Origin of the sequence: Pseudoalteromonas sp. TB41 (assembly GCF_000497975.1) — a bacterium.
In the GTDB taxonomy this organism is placed as follows: Bacteria; Pseudomonadota; Gammaproteobacteria; order Enterobacterales; family Alteromonadaceae; genus Pseudoalteromonas; species Pseudoalteromonas tetraodonis.
Window position 1 is genome coordinate 1 of the sequence record NZ_AUTH01000022.1, and the last position, 20,683, is coordinate 20,683.

General features: G+C 40.3%; 20 protein-coding genes and 4 tRNA genes. 5 read left to right on the top strand and 19 right to left on the bottom strand.

What is annotated here, in order from left to right; genetic code table 11:
* From L641_RS0103590 to L641_RS0103655, 14 genes are all read right to left on the bottom strand, one after another.
* Positions 1-76: transfer RNA gene (locus L641_RS0103590), tRNA-Lys, on the bottom strand.
* A gap of 65 nt (positions 77-141) precedes the next feature.
* Positions 142-217: transfer RNA gene (locus L641_RS0103595), tRNA-Lys, on the bottom strand.
* A 69-nt stretch (positions 218-286) separates the two neighbouring features.
* Positions 287-362, bottom strand: a tRNA-Lys gene (locus L641_RS0103600).
* Positions 363-533: 171 nt separating this feature from the next.
* Positions 534-1,286 carry a tol-pal system protein YbgF gene (gene ybgF / locus L641_RS0103605; protein ID WP_024601152.1) on the bottom strand — a complete coding sequence of 251 codons (753 nt, stop codon included), beginning with the start codon at positions 1,284-1,286 and terminating at the stop codon, positions 534-536.
* A 13-nt stretch (positions 1,287-1,299) separates the two neighbouring features.
* On the bottom strand, positions 1,300-1,839 hold the full coding sequence (gene pal / locus L641_RS0103610; RefSeq protein WP_013464641.1) for a peptidoglycan-associated lipoprotein Pal: 540 nt from the start codon (positions 1,837-1,839) through the stop codon (positions 1,300-1,302).
* 35 nt (positions 1,840-1,874) lie between these two features.
* Positions 1,875-3,233, bottom strand: coding sequence for a Tol-Pal system beta propeller repeat protein TolB (gene tolB / locus L641_RS0103615; RefSeq protein ID WP_013464640.1), 1,359 nt, complete (start codon positions 3,231-3,233; stop codon positions 1,875-1,877).
* Between the two features lie 8 nt (positions 3,234-3,241).
* Positions 3,242-4,147 (bottom strand): cell envelope integrity protein TolA, encoded by a 906-nt coding sequence (tolA, locus tag L641_RS0103620; protein WP_024601153.1) that lies wholly within the window; start codon positions 4,145-4,147, stop codon positions 3,242-3,244.
* Positions 4,148-4,151: 4 nt separating this feature from the next.
* A complete protein-coding gene (tolR, locus tag L641_RS0103625; protein WP_016899822.1) occupies positions 4,152-4,583 on the bottom strand; it encodes a protein TolR in 432 nt (143 codons plus the stop codon).
* Positions 4,570-5,274, bottom strand: a complete 705-nt coding sequence (gene tolQ, locus L641_RS0103630) for a protein TolQ (protein WP_016899821.1) — start codon at positions 5,272-5,274, stop codon at positions 4,570-4,572. The genes tolR and tolQ overlap by 14 nt, the downstream gene beginning before the upstream one ends.
* Positions 5,275-6,145: 871 nt before the next feature.
* Positions 6,146-7,156 carry a Holliday junction branch migration DNA helicase RuvB gene (gene ruvB, locus L641_RS0103635; RefSeq protein WP_024601154.1) on the bottom strand — a complete coding sequence of 337 codons (1,011 nt, stop codon included), beginning with the start codon at positions 7,154-7,156 and terminating at the stop codon, positions 6,146-6,148.
* 7 nt (positions 7,157-7,163) lie between these two features.
* A complete protein-coding gene (gene ruvA, locus L641_RS0103640; RefSeq protein WP_008114133.1) occupies positions 7,164-7,781 on the bottom strand; it encodes a Holliday junction branch migration protein RuvA in 618 nt (205 codons plus the stop codon).
* Positions 7,782-7,783: 2 nt separating this feature from the next.
* A complete protein-coding gene (gene ruvC, locus L641_RS0103645) occupies positions 7,784-8,308 on the bottom strand; it encodes a crossover junction endodeoxyribonuclease RuvC (protein ID WP_024601155.1) in 525 nt (174 codons plus the stop codon).
* 132 nt (positions 8,309-8,440) lie between these two features.
* Positions 8,441-10,942 carry an FtsX-like permease family protein gene (locus tag L641_RS0103650; protein ID WP_024601156.1) on the bottom strand — a complete coding sequence of 834 codons (2,502 nt, stop codon included), beginning with the start codon at positions 10,940-10,942 and terminating at the stop codon, positions 8,441-8,443.
* A complete protein-coding gene (locus L641_RS0103655; protein WP_008114127.1) occupies positions 10,932-11,645 on the bottom strand; it encodes an ATP-binding cassette domain-containing protein in 714 nt (237 codons plus the stop codon). The genes L641_RS0103650 and L641_RS0103655 overlap by 11 nt, the downstream gene beginning before the upstream one ends.
* Here L641_RS0103655 and L641_RS0103660 point away from each other — a divergent pair, their 5' ends adjacent.
* Together L641_RS0103660 and L641_RS0103670 are read left to right on the top strand one after the other, a co-directional pair.
* Positions 11,646-12,269, top strand: a complete 624-nt coding sequence (locus tag L641_RS0103660; RefSeq protein ID WP_024601157.1) for an arylesterase — start codon at positions 11,646-11,648, stop codon at positions 12,267-12,269. It begins immediately after the preceding gene.
* Positions 12,270-12,385: 116 nt separating this feature from the next.
* Positions 12,386-12,462, top strand: a tRNA-Pro gene (locus L641_RS0103670).
* A 403-nt stretch (positions 12,463-12,865) separates the two neighbouring features.
* Here the strand turns inward: L641_RS0103670 and L641_RS0103675 are convergent.
* On the bottom strand, positions 12,866-13,633 hold the full coding sequence (locus tag L641_RS0103675; RefSeq protein WP_024601158.1) for a hypothetical protein: 768 nt from the start codon (positions 13,631-13,633) through the stop codon (positions 12,866-12,868).
* A 260-nt stretch (positions 13,634-13,893) separates the two neighbouring features.
* Positions 13,894-14,049, bottom strand: coding sequence for a hypothetical protein (locus tag L641_RS23550; RefSeq protein ID WP_253944043.1), 156 nt, complete (start codon positions 14,047-14,049; stop codon positions 13,894-13,896).
* 280 nt (positions 14,050-14,329) lie between these two features.
* Here L641_RS23550 and L641_RS0103685 point away from each other — a divergent pair, with 280 nt between their 5' ends.
* From L641_RS0103685 to L641_RS0103695, 3 genes are read left to right on the top strand one after another with little or no spacing between them, the layout of a single operon-like run.
* Positions 14,330-15,811 (top strand): PAS domain-containing sensor histidine kinase, encoded by a 1,482-nt coding sequence (locus tag L641_RS0103685; protein ID WP_024601159.1) that lies wholly within the window; start codon positions 14,330-14,332, stop codon positions 15,809-15,811.
* A complete protein-coding gene (locus L641_RS0103690; RefSeq protein ID WP_013464629.1) occupies positions 15,808-16,230 on the top strand; it encodes a response regulator in 423 nt (140 codons plus the stop codon). Before L641_RS0103685 ends, L641_RS0103690 begins: the two co-directional genes overlap by 4 nt.
* Positions 16,231-16,253: 23 nt before the next feature.
* Entirely contained in the window at positions 16,254-17,975 is a 1,722-nt protein-coding gene (locus L641_RS0103695) for a GGDEF domain-containing response regulator (protein WP_235190276.1), read from the top strand.
* A 17-nt stretch (positions 17,976-17,992) separates the two neighbouring features.
* Here L641_RS0103695 and L641_RS0103700 read toward each other — a convergent pair whose 3' ends face one another.
* From L641_RS0103700 to L641_RS0103710, 3 genes are all read right to left on the bottom strand, one after another.
* A complete protein-coding gene (locus L641_RS0103700) occupies positions 17,993-18,535 on the bottom strand; it encodes a methyltransferase (protein ID WP_024601160.1) in 543 nt (180 codons plus the stop codon).
* Between the two features lie 181 nt (positions 18,536-18,716).
* Positions 18,717-18,965, bottom strand: a complete 249-nt coding sequence (locus L641_RS0103705; RefSeq protein ID WP_008114111.1) for a hypothetical protein — start codon at positions 18,963-18,965, stop codon at positions 18,717-18,719.
* Between the two features lie 169 nt (positions 18,966-19,134).
* The gene (locus tag L641_RS0103710; protein ID WP_024601161.1) at positions 19,135-20,628 is read right to left on the bottom strand and encodes an acetyl-CoA hydrolase/transferase family protein; all 1,494 of its coding nucleotides are present in this window, start codon (positions 20,626-20,628) and stop codon (positions 19,135-19,137) included.
* Positions 20,629-20,683: the final 55 nt, after the last annotated feature.

A 20,683-nucleotide genomic window follows, 5' to 3' on the forward strand; every position in this document is an offset into this window, starting at 1 on the left:
TGGTGGGTCATGATGGACTTGAACCATCGACCAATGGATTAAAAGTCCACTGCTCTACCAACTGAGCTAATGACCCGCTCTGGTTTACTTATAAAAAGTAAGGCTGCGTAAATCCGCCGATTATAACCATTCAGTAAAGAATGGTGGGTCATGATGGACTTGAACCATCGACCAATGGATTAAAAGTCCACTGCTCTACCAACTGAGCTAATGACCCGCTCTGGTTTACTTATAAAAAGTAAGTACGCGTAAATCCGCCGATTGGACCATTCTAATATAAAAAGAATGGTGGGTCATGATGGACTTGAACCATCGACCAATGGATTAAAAGTCCACTGCTCTACCAACTGAGCTAATGACCCGCTCTTTTTGTCGCATTTCGAGTGGGGTTACCATTCGTTTGCTGCGGGCGCTTATAATACTTATTTATAAAATGAGTGCAACCGAAATTGTCTCTTTTTTTAAGTTTTTATGTCTAGTTGAGCAATTTTAGACCGCTTATGACAAAAAGCAGTCTAATCAAGCATCAACATTTATTTTGATAAGCGATCTGTGGCTAATTTAGCAGCAGTTGTACTTGGGTACTGATTGATAAGCTCATTCAGTATTTTTTGTGCTTCTGCCTTCAAACCTTGCTCTTGTAAAAGTGTACCAAGCTTTAACATCGCATCTGGGCGTTTATTTGAATTTGGAAATTCGTTAACAACTACTTTAAAGTGCTCGGCTGCTTTTACACCGTCATTTTTAATCGTTAATAGTTGTCCCAGCCAATAATGTGCGTTTGAGGTGTACACTGAATTTGGATACGTTGTTAAGAACGCTTGAAATTCTGGAATAGCTTGGTCGTAGCGTTTATCTTTCATTATAAGCGCAACAGCACGTTCGTACGCTTCGTTTTCAGATAAATCGCTGCTGTAGCTCTGCTCATTACTTGGCTGTGTGTAGTCTGTTGTAGGCGCTGGAACGGTCGGCTTTGCATACGCTTGGCTAACACGGTTCTCAATTTCTTGATAAAGCTCGCGTTGACGCTGGAGTACTTTTTCAAGCTTATAGCTTTGCTCTTCAGTTACTCCGCGTATTTGACTAACTTCATCTTGCAGTAAATTGAGCTGTTGCTGTAACTCTACTTGTAAAAAATTACGCTGTTGCATCATACTTTCAAGTGTTGCTAAACGCTTTTCAATGCTTGACTGTGAACTTGCAGCTTCTGAAACAGGAGCGGGAGCAGCCATTAACTGGGTGCTCCCGCTCAATATCATGGCTGCCAAAATAATTTTCGGCTTCATAATATCTCTTATCTTAGTAAACTAGTACCGCACGGCGGTTTTTAGCGAAAGCTGCTTCTGTGCGAGTCTTAACCATTGGCTTTTCTTCGCCGTAGCTAACTACTGACATTTGGCTTGCAGAAACACCTAAGCTTTGTAGGTATTTTTCAACTGCTTGTCCACGGTGCTCACCAAGTGCAATGTTGTACTCTGGCGTACCGCGCTCATCTGCGTGGCCTTCAATTAATACTTTAACAGAAGGATTTTTAACTAAAAACTCAGCGTGTGCACGAAGTAAGTCTGCATATTTGCTTTCAACTGTCGCTTTATCAAAGTCAAAGTAGATAATTTGCTCTTGACGAAGCGCTTCGTACTTTTGACGAAGTTGCTCTTCTGCTTGTTGCTCTGGCGTCATTGTGGCTACTTCAACTGTATCCGTTGTTGTTTGCTCAACAGTTGCTTGGTTTGACTGGTTAGCTGCATTTTCGTCGATATCTGAAGATGAGCTACAAGCTGCTAGTGTCATTACTGGCACAGCAATTAGCAGGCCTTTAAGTATTTTGTTAAGTTGCATTGAGTAGATTCCTATTTTGAGTAAACCAGCAATTATTACTGTAAATATGGCGACCAAGCCGGTGCCTTTACTTGTCCATCAAGCACAGGTAAACGTGCTTTAAAACGGCCGTCCATCGATACTAGCGCAAGTACCTGTTTATTATTGTGGAGCGTGCTGTATATAATCATCGAGCCATTCGGCGCTATGCTCGGTGATTCGTCAAGGCGAGTTCGTGTTAAAACTTGAAACGCACCTGTAGCCAACTCTTTCTTAGCAAGATGATACTGTCCGTTAGTACGGTTTACCATCACTAATTCTTTTCCGTCTGGCGAAATAGAACCCGCTAGGTTCATGTCACCGTCAAAGGTTAATCTTTGCGTTCTGCCAGTTTTTAAATTTAACTTATAAATCTGAGCATTACCACCCCTTTCCGACGTAAATACTATATCTTCACCATTTGGGTACCACGAAGGTTCGGTATCTATACTACGATGGCGTGTTAATCGCGTCTCTTTACGTGTTAGTAAGTCTAATAAGTAAACCTCAGTTGCACCAGTTTTATCTTTTGACAGCACTAGCAGTAACTTTTTACCATCTGGCGAGAACTGCGGCGCGCCGTTAATTCCCTTGTAGCTGGTGATCAATTCGCGTTTACCCGTATAAATGTCTTGAATGTAAATTTGGCTCTGGCGATTTTCAAAGGTTACATACGCTAACTTAGTACCGTCAGGTGACCAAACCGGTGACATTAATGGCTCTTTTGAACGCAATAATACTTGTTCATTAAAACCATCGTAATCAGCAACCACTAACTGATAAGGCTTTTCTTCGGTATCACGTACAATAACATAGGCTATTTTTGTTAAAAACGCGCCTTTTTCGCCAGTTAGCTTTTCATAAATAACATCACTAATGCGGTGCGAGTATCGACGAAATCCAGTTTCACCAATTACGCTTTGACGTGCTTCTAAAATATGGTCTTGGCTTTGAACAAGCTTACCGTTGCTCATCATTTGTGTTTCACCGCCAGTAATTTGGCCGCGAATAACATCAACAAGCTCATAACGTACTAAGTAACGTCCGTTGGTTTGCTGTTCTACTTCACCCACTAAAACCGCTTCAACGCCTTTATTAACCCAAGCGCCGTAATCAATATCGCCGTCTTTATGTGGTTGTTGAGGCATTTGTGAAACACTAACTGGCTTAAATTTACCACTGCGCATTAAATCAGCAGCAATAACATCGCTAAGCTGCTCTGGAATAGGGCCAATACCTTGGTATTTAAAAGGCACAATCGCAATCGGTCTTGCACCGTCTATACCTTCAGTAATAACAATTTCAAGTGCCGCGTGTGCAACGCCCTGAAACCCTAATATTAAAACTAAACAGGCTATTTTAATTTTGTTAAACATGTCATCCCTTAAAACTCTGGCGCGATGGTTATATTAATATTCTTTAATTGTTCGAATACGTCTTTATCTTTCGATACCGGTAATGTGTCAGCCATGCGAACCGCTCTTAAAGCAGCTTCACACACTAACTTATCACCGCCTAACGACTTAACCTGCGTAACCAAGCCATTAAACCCAAGACGGAGATTAATGCGGCATTGCTGGTTTTTCATTTTTTCATCAATTAATAAGTTTTGCTGAATACGCGCCATAATTAATGCACGGTATTTATCAACTTCACTCACTACTTGCTGTTGACGTATTTTATTACGAGCAGCCTGCTCTTTGGCAAGTTGCTCTTGCAGTATTTGTTCTTGCAATGCTTGCTGACGTTTACGCTCAGCTTCTTCAGCACGTTTTTTACGCTCTTCTTCCGCTTTTTTAAGCGCGGCTTCTTCGGCTTTGCGTTTGTCGGCAGCCGCTTTAGCAGCATCTTCAGCCTCTTGCTTTTGCTTTTGCGCTTGTTTGGCCTTTGCTCGCTCACGTTGTTCTATTTCGCGGGCTTTTTTAGCTTGAGCTTCGGCTTCAGCTCTTTCTTTCTCTTTAGCTTTGCGCTGCTGCTCTAGCTTTTTAATGCGTCTTGCTTCAGATTCACTTTGCTTACGTGCGTCTGCTGCGCGGCGCTCTAAATCACGAATGCGTTTATCTTCAGCGCGCTTTTTATCTTCTTCTTTTTTGCGTAACTCAGCAATTTTTTGCTCAACCTGCTGTTGATCCACGGTCACAGCAGACACCGCATTTTCTGGCTCAGGAATGGCGGCATTAAGCGTCACTTCCATTACTTTAGGTTTAGGTGGATGAATGTTTGCTGATGCATACAAAAATCCCCCTAATGCTAAATGCAGTATTACTGATTTGATTAACGACGTATTCATATGACTACTTGGTCCCCTCAAAGGATTCGGTCATTAAGCCTACCGATGGTACACCTGCATTTTTCAAAAAATCCATGAGCAGTAACACTTCTTGATACGACACTTTGCCTGAGCCTTTAATCATTACTGGAGTATCAGGGTTTTTCATTAGTTGTAGTTTAATTACAGCGGCTACATCTAATGCTTCCATTGGCTCTTCCGGATCAGTACCTATGCTTACATAATACTTACCTTGCGAATCAATAGAGGCAATAATGGGCGGCGTATCTTTGGTATCAACCAAGTCTGACTCTTCCATTTTTGGTAGGTCTACTTTTACGCCATGGGTTATCAATGGCGCAGTGGCCATAAATATAATAAGCAACACCAACATTACATCAATGTATGGTACTACATTAATTTCTGCGACTGGGCGACGCTTTTTACGCTGGTACATTCGCTTGAGCCTCTATTTGGGTAGCTGCTTGACGGTGTAAAATATTGGCAAATTCTTCCATAAAGTTAATGTAATGAGATTCTAACTTTTCAACTTTATTAGCAAATCGGTTATAGGCAATAACGGCAGGAATAGCCGCAAATAAACCCATTGCTGTTGCAATCAAAGCTTCTGCTATACCTGGTGCAACCATTTGTAAGGTTGCTTGTTTTACTTCACCTAAGGCAATAAAGGCATTCATAATACCCCATACTGTACCAAACAAACCTATGTAGGGGCTAATTGACCCAACGGTTGCTAAAAACGATAAGCTTGATTCTAGTTTTTCTATTTCACGAGAAAGCGCAACCCGCATTGAACGGTGCGTGCCTTCCATAACAATGCCTGCACTTTGAAAGGTATTTTTTTTGTGGCGTGCAAACTCTTTAAAACCTGAGGTGAATAACGCTTCAATACCCGTTGATTGACCACCGCGTGATGAAATTTCGTTATATAACTTACTTAGGTCAACACCAGACCAAAAACGTTGCTCAAATTTTTTGGCATTTGCTAAGGCGTCAGAGATGGCTTTTTTACGTTGAAAAATAATAGCCCACGACATAACCGACATAGCAACCAACGCTAGCATTACTAATTGCACAAGCAAACTGGCTTCTAGAATTAGATCTAAAAAATTAAGCCCTGATCCCACGTTAAACTCCTAAATAATTAAAAACATCAAATTGATTTATTTGAGTAAGGTAACTTTGTAACACATTAGCCACCATTAAAGTTCAGCTAGTGTATCTAGTGTATTTCCTGCTGACAACGATATTGCTGTGAATAGCCAACAAAAAACGTTAAAAAAAATAGTTTTACTACTTAACTCTTGTTTTACTGTATAAATAAATAACAATAAAGCTATCTGTAAGCCCGCTTAATTTCACTAAAGAGTCACAAAAATACGCTGTTTATTCAAAATTAATGCATAAGCACTCATAAACACTACACGCTTACCTTAACGTAATAGTAAAACTAATACCGAACGTTTATATGTTAATATACATAAACAAAGCATTTCATTAACTTATAGAATTAATGGTTAATTAACATGCAACATTAAGTAAAAACAGAAAACCCCTGCTATTAGTTTTTTTAATCTGAAAATATAAATTTTCTAGTTTGAACAAATTCTGCCGCTTCGGTATTATTCTCCCATACCGAGCTAGCGCATTAAATGAAAGCTATTTCATTGAATCCAGTTCTTCGTAATATGATTTATTTCGTATTACTTTTTTACTTCTTGGGGTATGACCTCAATAAGTAAAACGTAGTTCCCTAGATTACTTCCTTAAACTTGTTGTTTGCCCGCATTATTTGCGGGCTTTTTTTTGCCCGCAATTTGTCAAATCAGCTACACTCGGCCTCAGTAACGTTACAGCAGGCGCACAATAGCCTGATATGTCTTAACGCTCAGTGAATTATTGGCAAAGTAAAATACGTCTAAATTTAGCCTTTGCTTATACTAAAAAGCCACTGTCGTTAAAATGACAGTGGCTTTAGAAAGAGTCTAGTTATTCTGGTTATTTAATCTTTTTAGGTAACAAGCCAAAATGGTGGTACGCATTATCAGAGACAATTCGCCCTCGCGGCGTACGCTGAATAAATCCTTGTTGAATTAAAAAGGGTTCAATCACATCTTCTATGGTTTCTTTCTCTTCGCCTATTGCCGCGGCTAAGTTGTCAAGGCCAACAGGGCCACCCATAAACTTTTCGATGATGGCGAGTAAATATTTACGATCCATGTAATCAAAACCGCTTTTATCAACGTCAATCATGTCGAGGGCTTGTTGGGCCACCTCAGCATTAACCGTACCGTCTGACTTTACTTGGGTGTAATCGCGCACTCGGCGCAATAAACGATTTGCAATACGTGGCGTACCGCGCGAACGTTTGGCTATTTCGGCCGCGCCATCGTCACACATTTCTAAACTAAGATAATGCGCTGAGCGCCCCACAATATGCGATAAGTCTTCCACAGAGTAAAACTCTAAGCGCTGCACAATACCAAAACGGTCACGCAGTGGAGAAGTTAATGATCCCGCACGGGTAGTTGCACCAATGAGTGTAAATGCGGGTAAATCAAGCTTAATAGAACGCGCTGCAGGGCCTTCACCTATCATAATATCGAGCTGGTAATCTTCCATTGCCGGGTAGAGTATTTCTTCAACTTGCGGGCTCAAACGGTGAATTTCATCAATAAACAGTACATCACCTTCTTCAAGGTTAGTGAGCAATGCGGCTAAATCGCCCGCTTTTTCAAGCACAGGCCCAGACGTGGTTTTAATATTTACGTTTAATTCGTTCGCCACAATATTAGCAAGCGTGGTTTTACCTAAGCCTGGTGGGCCAAATATCAATAAGTGATCCAACGCTTCGCTACGACTGCGCGCAGCTTCAATAAATATTTCCATTTGTTGCTTAACATGCGGCTGACCACGATAGTCGGCCAGTAACTTAGGCCTAATAGCACGGTCTATGGTGTCTTCGTTGGTTTTTTCAGCAGCATCTATTAAGCGATCAGCTTCGATCATAATTTACTCACAGCATTGATTTCAAAGATTCTTTAATTAGAACTTCAGTCGACATATCGGGTTTGCTTACTGATTTTACTGCTTTTTGCGCTTGTGGCAATTTATAACCGAGCGCCACTAATGCCGAAACCGCATCATCGGCCGCATTATTGGCTATAGTTGCATCGCTCGCAGGCTCTATTACGGCGCTATCGCTAAATGGGGTAAATAAGTCATTACCCCAATTTTTTAATCTGTCTTTCATTTCGAGCACTAAGCGCTCTGCGGTCTTTTTGCCCACCCCTGGCAGTTTAACCAAGGCAGTGGCATCTTCATTGTTTACACAACTTACAAACTGCTGCGCCGACATGCCCGACAAAATGGCTAAGCCTAATTTAGGCCCTACTCCATTGGCTTTTAACAGCTCTCTAAATAACGCACGTTCGGTTTTATTATTAAAGCCAAACAATAACTGTGCGTCTTCGCGTACTACAAAATGAGTGTACACAATGGCGTTGTCGCCTACTTTAGGCAAATCGTAAAAACAGGTCATTGGCATTTGTACTTCGTAGCCAACGCCGCTCACTTCTAAGAGTATTTCTGGGGGCTGTTTTTCAACTAACACGCCGTTTAAGCGACCTATCATTGTTATTTCCTTAGACGTCCTCTAACGGTTTTGCTTGCGCTACCCGCTAGTTTTATTAAATTTTGTTCAGAGTGGGCATGGCAAATTGCAATTGCAAGCGCATCCGCCGCATCGGCTTGCGGCGTACCTGGCAGTTTAAGTATGTTTTTAACCATATGTTGAACTTGCGATTTATCTGCCCCACCGTTACCCACAACGGCTTGCTTTATTTGCCGTGCTGAGTATTCAAAAACCGGTAAGTCGGCCATAGAGGCACCGACAATCGCAGCACCACGGGCTTGACCTAGCTTTAAAGCAGAATCAGGGTTATGCGCCATAAATACTTTTTCTATAGCAAATGTTTCAGGCGAAAATTGCTCTATAAGTTGCGTAATGCCCTGGTAAATCATTTTAAGTCGGGTGGGAAAGTCATGATCGGCTAATTTAATACAGCCACTGCCTAAGTATGAAAACTTGGCACCTTGATGCGCAACCACACCGTAACCCGTTAAACGCGAGCCCGGATCGATCCCTAAAATTATGGCCAAACAGCACTCTCATTATTGTTATTTATTAATAGTGCTAATAATGCCAGAGCACTGTATAAATTACCAGTACAAAGCAAAAACAAAAATGCCTACTTAAAAAGTAGGCATTTAAACGCTATTTGGCTGGAAAGTTTACGCCAATGCGCGTACTAAGCCTTGGGTATTTTGTTTAAGCGTACGGGCAATCATAAAATAGCCTAACCCAGCTACAAACACGCCGCCAGCAGCGGGGCCTATAATCCAAATATTAGGATGCAGCTTACCCGCTAAATCAAACATTTGCTGCTGAACAATCAATAACGCAATATCGCTGAAAAATGCAGCCACCAGTCCGGCTAAACCGCCCAGTAATAAAAACTCATACAAGGTGGCATTTTTGATTAATCGGCTTTTAGCGCCCAAAGTACGCAGTATCACAATTTCTTGCATCCGCTCACCTAAGCTTGCTTGCACCTGCGATATAAGTACCAACGCGCCACACAACACCACAATAGCCAGTACAAAGCCAATAGCTAACGACACTTGCTCAATAGTCGATTGAATTTGTCTAACAAAGTTGTCTACATCAATCGCTGTAATAGTAGGGTATGCTCGCAATAGCTGGCTAAAATCGCGCTTTTGCTCAGGCTCAATACGTACTGATGAAATATACGTGGCCGGAAAGCTGTTCAACACATCAGGGCTTAAAATAATGAAAAAGTTAGGTTTAAGCGTGGCCCAATTAACTTTACGTACACTGGTAATTTTAGCGTCGAACGACTGCGCACCAATTAAAAACGTGAGGGTATCGCCCATTTTCACATCAAGGCGCTTCATCATCGACTCTTCAAGTGAGGCCTCAGCTACTGCGTCATCGCCAAACCACTGGCCATCGATAATGTCATTTTGTGAAGGGACTTCGTCAAGCCAAGTTAAGTTAAGCTCGCGGCCAATGCCTGAGCGGGCTTCTTCGTCTTTTTTCTCGTTGTCTTGCAATGACACTTCACGTGCTACTGCTTCGCCATTTACTGCATTCACGCGGCCACGAATCGTTGGGTAAAACTCCGACACTTGAATGCCTTTTTGCGCTAAGTATTCATTTACCGGATCCAGCTCATTTTGCGTAATATTAACCAAAAAGGCATTAGGTGCATCGCTTGGTAACTGAGACTGCCAATCCGAAATAATGTCGTTTTTTAGCACAATTAAAAACAACAGTAATTTAATCGCTAGCGAAAAACTGATTAGCTGCACCGCGTTAACGTTGGCACGTTTTTGAATAGACGCAATAGCCAACGACCAGCTGTTACCTGGCTTTAAGCCAAGCTTTCGGCCCCCGCCAAATATTAATTTAGAAATTAAAAACAACACTAAAATAAGCGCAAGCGTTGAGGCAAATAAAATAAGGGTAATTTTAATATTGTTACTAAATAACCACATTAATAAAAATACCGTTAAGGCGCTAAGTCCTAAATGGATTTTACTTACCGCAAGGCGATCGCCTAAATTACGGCGAAGCACTCTAAGTGGTGGAATATCAAATAAATCTAACAATGGCTTAATAGAAAACATAACCGCACAAATAACCCCGGTGCTAATGGCCACTAACCACGGTTTAAACCCTGCCATAGGCAGTTCGGTTCCCATGCTTTTTGCAAGGTAACCAGTTGCAACTTCTTGTAAGCCGTAACCAATAGCAAGGCCAACAACTACCGCCATGGTACACACCATTAATAAGTGCATAAGGTAAATTTTGCGGATTATATCGCGGCTGCCGCCTAAAGTTTTCATCATTGCGACAGGGTCGTATTGGCGCTCACAATAACGTTTAGCTGACACCGCAATGGCTACTGCAGCTAAAATAATGCCCAGCAAACCTGCTAACAATAAAAAACTTTCGGCTCTGTTTAAGCTATTTGAAATAGGAGACTGGCGGTCTTTTACACCATACCAGTTTTGGTTTTCTTTGAGTTGCGGCTTTAACCAATCGTAAAAACTATTGATGTCGTTTTCATCACCTGCATATAACTGGCGGTAAAATACACGACTGCCTGGCTGTATTACTTCGGTTTTTGCCACATCATCTATGTTTATGAGCACCCTACGGCTACTAGAGAACACATTAAATGGCGCATCGGGTTCTTCTACAATCACCTTTTCAACATTAAATAACGCGGCACCTAATTCAACTTGGTCGCCTACGTTTATGTTTAAGCTATAAAAAACTGACTCACTTAACCATACGTTACCAGGGCTTGGCGCACCGGGTGCAACCTCAGTTTGAGCATTCAAACCCGACTTAACTTTCAATTGGCCTTTAAGCGGGTAACTGTTTGATGCAGCCTTTACCGAGCTAAACTGCATTTGATCGTTTGCAAACAGCATAGTGTCAAAGTACACCATTTGTGCAGTTTGTAAGTTTTGTTGTTCTGCTTTGGTTATAAAGGCGGTATCTATGGCGTGATTGCTGGCAAGAACACGATCTGCTGCTATAAATGCACTGCTTTTTTGCGCAATACTTTGTGCAATTCGCTCAGTTACCATAGATAAGGTAAGTACGGTTAATACCGCCAGTGCAATGGCTGCGCTTATTACGGTTAGTTCACCACGGCGAAACTCACGAGAAAATAGTTTAAGCGCTAATTTAGCCCACATTTGCCATTTCCTCTGTTGAATTTTGTACCAGCTCCCCCGCCTCTATTTGAATAATGCGTTCACATTTTTGCGCTAAGGCTTCATCGTGAGTGACTAAAATGAGGGTTGTTCCGTTTTGCTTATTTAAATCAAATAATAACGACTCAATCATATGGCCATTTTTGCTATCTAAGTTAGCTGATGGCTCATCGGCAAACAATATTTTTGGCGAACCCACAAACGCACGGGCAATCGCAACACGCTGCTGCTCACCACCAGATAACTGCGACGGGTAATGATCAACCCGATGGCTTAAGCCTACTTTTTCAAGCAAAGCGAGCGCTTGTTCTTTGGCGTCTTCTTTACCTGCAAGCTCTGCTGGTAGCATCACGTTTTCAAGTGCAGTTAAACTTTGTACCAACATAAAAGACTGAAATACAAAGCCAACTTTTGCAGCTCTGAGTGCGGCCCGCGCTTCTTCGTCTAATTCGTGCAGCGGCTCCCCATCTAACATTACTTCGCCGCTGCTTGCCGTATCAAGCCCTGCTAATAAACTTAATAAAGTGGATTTACCTGAGCCCGACGTGCCAACAACAGCAACAGACTCACCGTGCTTGACATTAAAGCTGATGTCGCTGAGGATGGACAACTCACCTTCAAGGGTAGATACAACTTTAGACAAACCATTTACTTGAATTATATTTAATTGAGAAAGCGCTGACATATGACTCATTCAATCCTACGTTTTGTATTTATTTTATTTTTAGTTATTAACCCGCTTACTGCGGCAGCTAACAACACGATTTTAATACTTGGTGACAGTTTAAGCGCAGCCTATGGCTTAAAACAAGAACAAGGCTGGGTGCAATTGTTACAAGATAAATACGATGCCGAGCAACGTAATATCAATTTAGTTAATGCCAGTATTAGCGGTGAAACCACTGGTGGCGCCCTGCGCAGACTTGATGCATTACTTGAGCAATATCAACCAACTCATGTGCTCATAGAGCTTGGCGCTAATGACGGTCTACGCGGTTTTCCAGTTACTAAAATGCAAGACAACTTGACCGCTCTAATTGAAAAAAGCCAAGTAATAGATGCACAAACCGCGCTAATGGAAATTTATATTCCACCTAACTATGGCCCACGTTACAGTAAAATGTTCACCGATAGCTTTGCCAGTGTTAGCAAAGCCACAGGCTCGTATTTAATGCCGTTTTTTGTACTTAAAGTAGCAGGCAAAAGCGAGCTAATGCAAAACGATAACTTACACCCTAACAAAACTGCGCAACCAATACTACGAGATGAAATGTATAACACGATCAACCAGTGGTTAAATAAAGAGTAAAGCCGTGTAAAACTTCTGGCGCAAGCGCTTATTATTAAACGCTTGCGCAATAAACATCCAAACAAACAAATGCTTATTGATTTTTTTAAAAATACACGTACTATTGCAGTCGAAGTCGGTATGTGGCGCAGCTTGGTAGCGCACTGTCATGGGGTGGCAGGGGTCGAGAGTTCGAATCTCTCCATACCGACCATTTAAATCCCTTCAAAACTTAGTTTTATTCAATAAAAACCATTTTCCTTTCGTACTAGCTAATTTAATAATAAAAATATCGCATATTTGTCGCACCAACCAATTTATTGACTGTTTTCCTGCTTTTTGATTTCAGAGGTATTGAGATTATGTGACCCCACAGTTAAATACTTTTCAAATAATAAAGAAGCACGTAACTGCTTTAATTATTGATGTATTGGTTTGAGGTCATTGATATTGCAGCTGTGAGTAGCCACTCGATATTATATATCTGGAGTTTAGGTTTAACTCTTTTACGCTATTTAAATTGAGTTTAAAAATAAAAACTCTTGATTCTTAAATAAATAATTTAAAAAATACATCTGCTTTTTTTGCAAGAACTTTTTAATGGCTGACCTTTTTCTTCACGACTTTCCTTGATTAAGTATTTTTATTGCATGTTCATGCCCATTTTCAGCCGCTTTTTTTAAATAATAATCCCCATAAATACTATTTTTTAATGGGGAATCACGCAGGCCATATATTCCGAAAAAAAGATAATATAAGTTCTTATACATATCATTTGAAAAACCTCGCTTTTCAGCCCTGTTCGATAGATAAGAAACCATTTTAGCTAACGACTCTGAGTCATTCTTTCTTATTGCTTCATCTAAAGTCAATTGACCTAATAATATAGCGGCCTCATCATCACCCACATCAGACGCTTTACGTAAGGAGTTTTTTAAAAAAGCAATATCACCATATTTTCCAAGTTGATATGCATAATATAAATTTACACTAGAATCTAAAATACCTTTTTCAAAAGATGACTCTAATAGCTTGGTTCCTTCATATATGTCTTCTGCTTTTTCACTTGTAATTAAAAAACTACCCAGGATATGCTTTGCTCTAATATTTCCTAAATACGATGAAATTGAAAGCATTTTTTTAGCTTTTTTATAATCTGGATTTTGCTTATATGCTCCCAAATATAAAACGTAACCAGATAGAAAATAGGCAGTGCTGTCATTCTGCAATATTCCTTGCTCTAGTACATTAGAAACATCTTTCCATTCGAGCTCTTGCTGAGCGTCAATATCATCTTTTATCAAATCTAAAGTAACATTCTCACTACAATTACCTTTTGCTTGATAGCAAACCAATAACAATATAAAAAATAAAATTTTACTCACTTAATCTCCCCGGAAGTCCCTTGGAATGATTGAAAATAGACCCTGTAAGAAAAGAAAAAGGGTCAAATTTTGACTTCAGACATCACAATTCTTAACTGTTCAGTAATCGCTTTTAACTACCTTCCAAACTATAACAAAATAGCACTTAAAAAATCCTTGGATAATTTCATGGACTAAAACTTTGCTTGCATACGACACGGCGACAAAGCGGCTGCCGTTTGTGTTAAGACTTCAGGCAAAGTTTATTTTGGTAGCCAGTGCTACACATAAATAGGCGTTTGATAAAAATCCTTAAGCTTATTTACTTTAGTTGCTTTATATGAAGGCAAAGCGAAGGTGTTACTCACAATGGTGCTGTTTTTAAGCACGTGTTGTTTTAACTTTTCTTCAAGCGCTGCCATACCAGCAGATAACATACCAGAGAAGACGCTTTACTAAAATCAGCACTTTTAAAGTCGTTACGATAAAGTGTAAGGTTATTTGAACCCAAGCTATACTTAATAAGCATTACAACCAACATTCCCCACCCCAAACCTAAATAAATGCACCTTTTTCAACCATGATGACTCGCTAAAATATAAGAAAAAATCATTAAAATGAGCATTTAAATAACATGATCTTTCGCTAGATTTGCTGTTCATTACTTGTTCGACTATTACTATATTATGGGAACTAAATTTACTTGCGGGATGCTTGATGAACCTTAAAAAAGTAAATAAAAAATCTAACTCACCAAGTTTAACTGTAAATATGGATGAAGCATTTTTAACTCAACTAGTTAATTGTTTACCCATGGGGGCAATGGTAGTTAATACTGATGCTCAGATCCTTTTTGCCAATAATCAACTGTCTGAAATACTGGGCTATGAGGATTCAGAACTCATAGGGATGAACATAGATAGTTTACTTCCAGCTCAATTTAAAGCCAATCATACCCACTTGATGAGTCAGTTTTTTGCTAACCCTCGAAAACGCTTAATGGGTGAAGGCCGTGAGTTATTTGCGAGTCAAAAAAGTGGTAAGCAAATCCCAATTGAAATAGGTTTAAACCCAATACACGGACAACAAGAATTAGTTTTAGCCACACTGGTTGATATATCGCAAAGGCTGCGCGCTAATAATATGTTTCAACGCTCTATTCAAGCTGCACCACATGGTGTGTTAATAGTTGACCAAGCGGGCATTATTCAAGCGGTTAATCAATCGTTATGTAAATCTTTTGGTTACAGTGAAATAGAACTACTCGATAAAAAAATGGAAATGTTATTACCGCAGCGCTACCAAGGGCATCACTCAGCACTTCGTCATTCATTTCACCGTGAACCCAGTGTAAGAAGTATGGGAGTAGGTAGAGATTTAACCGCGTTACACAAAGACGGTAAAGAATTCCCGGTTGAAGTAGGCTTGAGTCCTTTTATAAACACCAATGATGAAGACATGGTGTTTGTCTCGTTGTTAGATATAACAGAACGAAAACAAATGGAAACTGAGCTAAAAGAAAATAACACTAGCCTGAAAGAGTTTACCTATGTGGCCTCTCATGATTTACGCTCTCCATTGCGTGGCATTTCAAACTTAATTGAATGGATAAAAGAAGATTTAGGCACTACCACGCCTGAAGTAGAGTACAACTTAACGCGTATTGATGATCGTATTCATAAAATGGAGACGTTAATTGATAATTTATTGGCCTATGCAAGAGCTGGCAAAGCTACCCTAGATACTCAAGTAATCGATATGCATAAATTAATCTCTAACGTCACCGAACTGTTAGATTTACCGGCTGGAATGAAGCTTCATAAAGACATTCAATTAAATACCATCGTCACTGCATGGACGCCGCTTGAAACCGTTGTTCGCAATTTGTTAAGTAATGCCATTAAACATCACGACAGTGAAGAAGGAAGTATAAAAATTCGTTGTGTAGCAGAAAATACGCTTTGCCATATCACTGTGACTGATGATGGCCCCGGTATACCACCAGAAGCTTACGAACGTATTTTTAGTTTATTTCAAACAACCTCTGACGATAAGTCAGGCTCAGGTATTGGGCTGTCTATTAGCCGGCGTCTGGCACAAGCTCATGGTGGGCGCATTTCCGTTAGCTCAAATGAACCGCAAAAAGGGTCTACATTTCATGTTTGGTGGCCGCGCTTTGCAAGGAAAGAGAATTTATGATCAAAAATCTATCTATACTGCTTGTTGAAGACGATGATGTTGCCGCGGAAGCCGTAACAAGAAGCCTAAAAAAAGTGGATCCTAAAATTAAAATAATTTGGAAACAAAATGGAAAACTTGCGTTAGATGCGTTACGAGAAAAAGCACAACAAAAAGTAATATCAGAGCCCTACTTAGTATTGCTAGACCTGAATATGCCAGTGATGAATGGGTTTGAATTTTTAGAGCATATTCGTAAAGATAAAAAATTAAACGATACTGTTGTATTTATACTCACGACCTCCAATGAGGATAACGATCGTACTCGCGCGTACCATAACAACGTAGCAGGTTACATGGTTAAACATGCAATTGGCCCGCAGTTTGCCAAATTAGCGACACTTATGGATGCTTATATACATGCCGTTGAGCTTGAATAAGCTATTTTGCAAGAGATATGGATATGATAACTTCAATAGATAATTTTGAAACCTGCGACAGTATTAACCTACTCATTGTTGATGACGATGCGGTTGATAGAGAACAAATACGTCGTATGATATCTCGCTCAAATATACAGGCGAAAATTTCAGAGGCATCCTCTATTGAAAGTTCGATGTCTTACCTTGAACATGGTGAGTTTGATTGTGTCATAGTTGATTACCGATTAGGTATCGGATCGGGGCTTACCCTGCTAAATAATATTAGAAAGACTGAAAATAACCACTGTGCTGTGATTATGATCACGGGCTTAGGAGATGAAAAAATAGCAGCAGAAGCTATGCGGCTAGGAGCAAGCGATTATTTACTTAAAAATCAATTAAAAAGCGATCAGTTGATACACTCTATATCTAGCTCAATTCAACGCGCAAACTTAGAAAAAAAACTTCATGACATGGCACACTACGATAGCCTAACAGGCTTAGCAAGCCGCCCTATTTTAATTGATCAACTCCAACAGGCCATTACATCTGAGCAAAAGCTCGCCGTTGCCTATTTAGATTTAGATAATTTTAAACCCATTAATGACAAATACGGTCACGAAACCGGTGACTTCGTTTTGAAAACTATTGCCCAAAGACTAAAAAGCACATTACGCAAAGAAGATACACTCGCGCGTATTGGCGGAGATGAGTTTATCTTTTTATTAAGAGGGGCTGCGCACACGATACAAGAATATGAGACTCTGTTACAAGAGGTGCTGATTGAGGTAAACGACCCAATAAAATTAGCAGAGTTTTCGTGCTCCGTTCAAATTTCAGTCAGCATCGGCGTTGCACTTCCCAGTGATGATGGCTTAACTTGTGATGACATTTTACGCAGAGCCGATCAAACAATGTACCAAGCAAAAAGATCAGGAACAAACCGAATTCTGTTTTTTGATCCAGAAGAAGAAAGCCTAAGGCATGCAAAACATGATTTATTATTGGCTGCTGAAAAAGGCATTGCTCGCAAAGAGTTTATTTTACATTATCAACCAAAGGTAAATTTGATGGATCACCAGTTGATTGGCGTTGAAGCCTTAATACGCTGGAATCACCCTACTTTGGGTTTACTTTATCCTGGTCACTTTTCAGAGGCATTAGAGCATCCACACATTGGTATTTTAATTGGTGAATGGGTACTTGCTGAGGCCTTAAAACAGCATAAAATTTGGACAAGAAATCATCTTTCTATGAGTGTAAACATCTCTCCAGCTCATTTACTTAGTGAGGGCTTTGTTGAAAACCTCAGAGAGTTACTCATCAGCACTAATAATATAAAACCAAAAACCCTCGAATTGGAAATTTTAGAGAGCACTACAATTGGAAACGTTGACCAAGCAGTCGACGTTCTCAATGGCTGCCGCGATTTAGGGGTAAGTATTGCGCTAGACGACTTTGGTACAGGTTATGCTTCGTTGAGTTACTTAAAAAAATTACCTTTAGATACATTAAAAATAGATCAAAGCTTTGTTAAAAAGCTCCTATCAGACCATGAAGACAAGTCCATCGTTACGTGTATCGTGGCGCTAAGTAAAGCATTTGGGTATAACCTAGTTGCAGAGGGGATAGAGTCACAAGAGCTCGAAAAAGTACTTATAGGCATGGGTTGCTATCATGGGCAAGGCTATTATATTGCCAAACCAATGTCTGCAGAGAAGATGAACTTATGGATAAAAAATATGACATCAACTAAGCACTGACCCTAAATAATATTCCTCTATTTGGGTTGCCAGTGGTACACATAAATCGGTGTTTGGTAAAAATCTTTAAGCTTGATCACGTTAGTTGGTTTATATGATGGCAAAGCGAAGGTGTTACTCACAATAGTGATTTTATTATTAACTACGTCATGTTTTAACTTTTCTTCAAGCGCTACCATACCACCAGGAAACAAGTAACACACCAGAGTAGACGCAGAACTAAAATCGGCATTTTTAAAGTCTTTACGATAGAGGGTAAGGTTATCTAAACCTAAACTATATTTAAAAAGCATTGAAATTAACCAAGGAAACCACGATAACTCATAGCCAATAACCTGTTTATTAGGATGCTTTTTGGCAACCGGTATAACAAGCGTTCCCCAACCTGAACCTAAATCAATTAATGCGCCTTTTTCATCCATGCTTATTGCAGCAAGCATAGTTTGGCGCGCTTTGCTTGAGCTCATCATCGGTGAAATTCCCGTTTTTAGCGTTCCCCAAACAATAGATAAAGCGATTAGAAGGACTAAAAAGAAAAGTCCGATAGCAATAAAGTCCATACTAACTAACACCTAATAACGGTTGAATCATCATAATCTCACCTTATCGATTATTTGTTTCTATATAGTAAAACCATTACAAAGAGCACCGTTAGTATAAATTTATTTTATATTTAACAACTGTTTAAAATAAACCACAAAAAAAGCGCCATTTGGCGCTTTTTAGATTAGTAGCAAGGAATTAATGCTTACGCCCTACGCCGTTGCGCACCATGTCTTGGCCGCTTTGGAAAATCTCTTCGGTAATTTCGCGTGCTAATAAAAGTTGTTGCTTGTCATCAAACACCGCGACAAAACGGCTGCCGTCAGCATTGTTAGTTGCCATGCCCACGCCTGCTACGCCGGTTAAACCTAAGCCGCCGTTTTCAACTTGCAGTAAAAAGCTTTCAAGTTCAGCGAGGGTGTCGATTGCAGTTAGTTTGTTTTCCATTGTGGTTGCTCTATGTGTTGCTCGCCATAGCGAGTCTGTCAATAATATGCGGTTATTTTACAGCACATAGTAAAAACTTAAACCACCTTATAGGCAAAGTCATAACAACATTCTGTAAAGCAAAATTAAAAGTATTTGTAAAAACCCCGCAAATGCGGGGTTTTAAGTATTAGCTTTGCTTCATTGTGCCTTGTTGTTCAAGGCGGGTATGCCAGCTAAACGCTTCTTCTAAAAGGTGGGGCGTATGGCCGCCACGTACACAAGCACGCTCGTAGTAATCAAGCATAGCGTTGCGATAATCTGGGTGTACACAGTGTTTAATTACTTCAACAGCCCGTTCGCGTGGCGCTAATCCACGTAAATCAGCAAGGCCTTGCTCGGTCACTAAAATATCAACATCGTGCTCGGTATGATCGACGTGGCTTACCATAGGTACCACGCTTGAAATAGCGCCGCCTTTAGCAATTGATTTAGTTACAAACACCGATACATGCGCATTACGTGCAAAGTCGCCTGAACCACCAATACCGTTCATCATTTTAGTACCACACACATGAGTTGAGTTAACGTTGCCATATATATCAAACTCAAGTGCCGTGTTAATTGCAATAATACCTAAACGACGCACAATTTCAGGGTGATTCGACATTTCTTGTGGGCGAAGTACTAGCTTATCGCGGTACTTTTCAAGGTTATTAAATACTTGTGCGTTACAACGCTCTGATAAAATAATTGAACACCCAGAGGCAAAATTAAGTTTACCCGCATCAATTAAGTCAAAGGTAGAATCTTGTAGTACCTCTGAGTACATAGTGAGGTCTTTAAAATCTGAGTCTAATAAACCCATCATGACTGCATTGGCTATGTTACCAATACCCGCTTGTAATGGGCCTAAGTTTGCAGGCATGCGCTGTTGTGCTACTTCTTCTTTAAAAAAGTTAACTAAATGGCGTGCAATAGAGGCGGTATCGGCATCTGGGTCGGTTACTGTTGAAAATGAGTCACTTTGATTAGTAAATACAATACCCACAATTTTAGCCGGATCGATTGGAATAGCAGCACTACCGATACGGTCATCTACTTTCACTAGCGGCACTGGAGTGCGCGTTGGACGGTACGATGGAATGTATATGTCGTGCAGCCCTTCAAGCTCTGGCTGATGTAACATGTTAATTTCTACAATTACTTCTTTAGCAAAAATAGCAAAGCTTGCTGAGTTCCCCACTGACGTTGTAGGTACTATGTGGCCTTCTTCTGTAATAGCTACGGCTTCAATGACCGCTACATCTGGCATAGTTAACTGATGATTACGTAACTGTTCAACAGTTTCTGATAAATGCTGGTCAATAAACATGACCTCACCGTTGTTAATTGCTTTACGTAATGTGCTGTCTACCTGAAATGGCATACGACGCGCTAACGCACCTGATTCAGTAAGTAGCTTATCTAAGTCGTTACCTAATGACGCGCCCGTCATTAGGTTAATTTTCATTGGGTTTTCACGTACACGCTCGGCAAGTGCACGTGGTACAGCTTTCGCTTCACCAGCACGAGTAAAGCCACTCATGCCCACGGTCATGCCGTCTTTAATAAATAAACTGGCCTGCTCTGCAGACATCACTTTGTTGTGTAAGTCACTACGACGAATTCGTTCTAATTGCATTTGGAACCCCTTAAACCCCATTATTATTTGGGCGCTATTCTAAGTATTTCCTTAT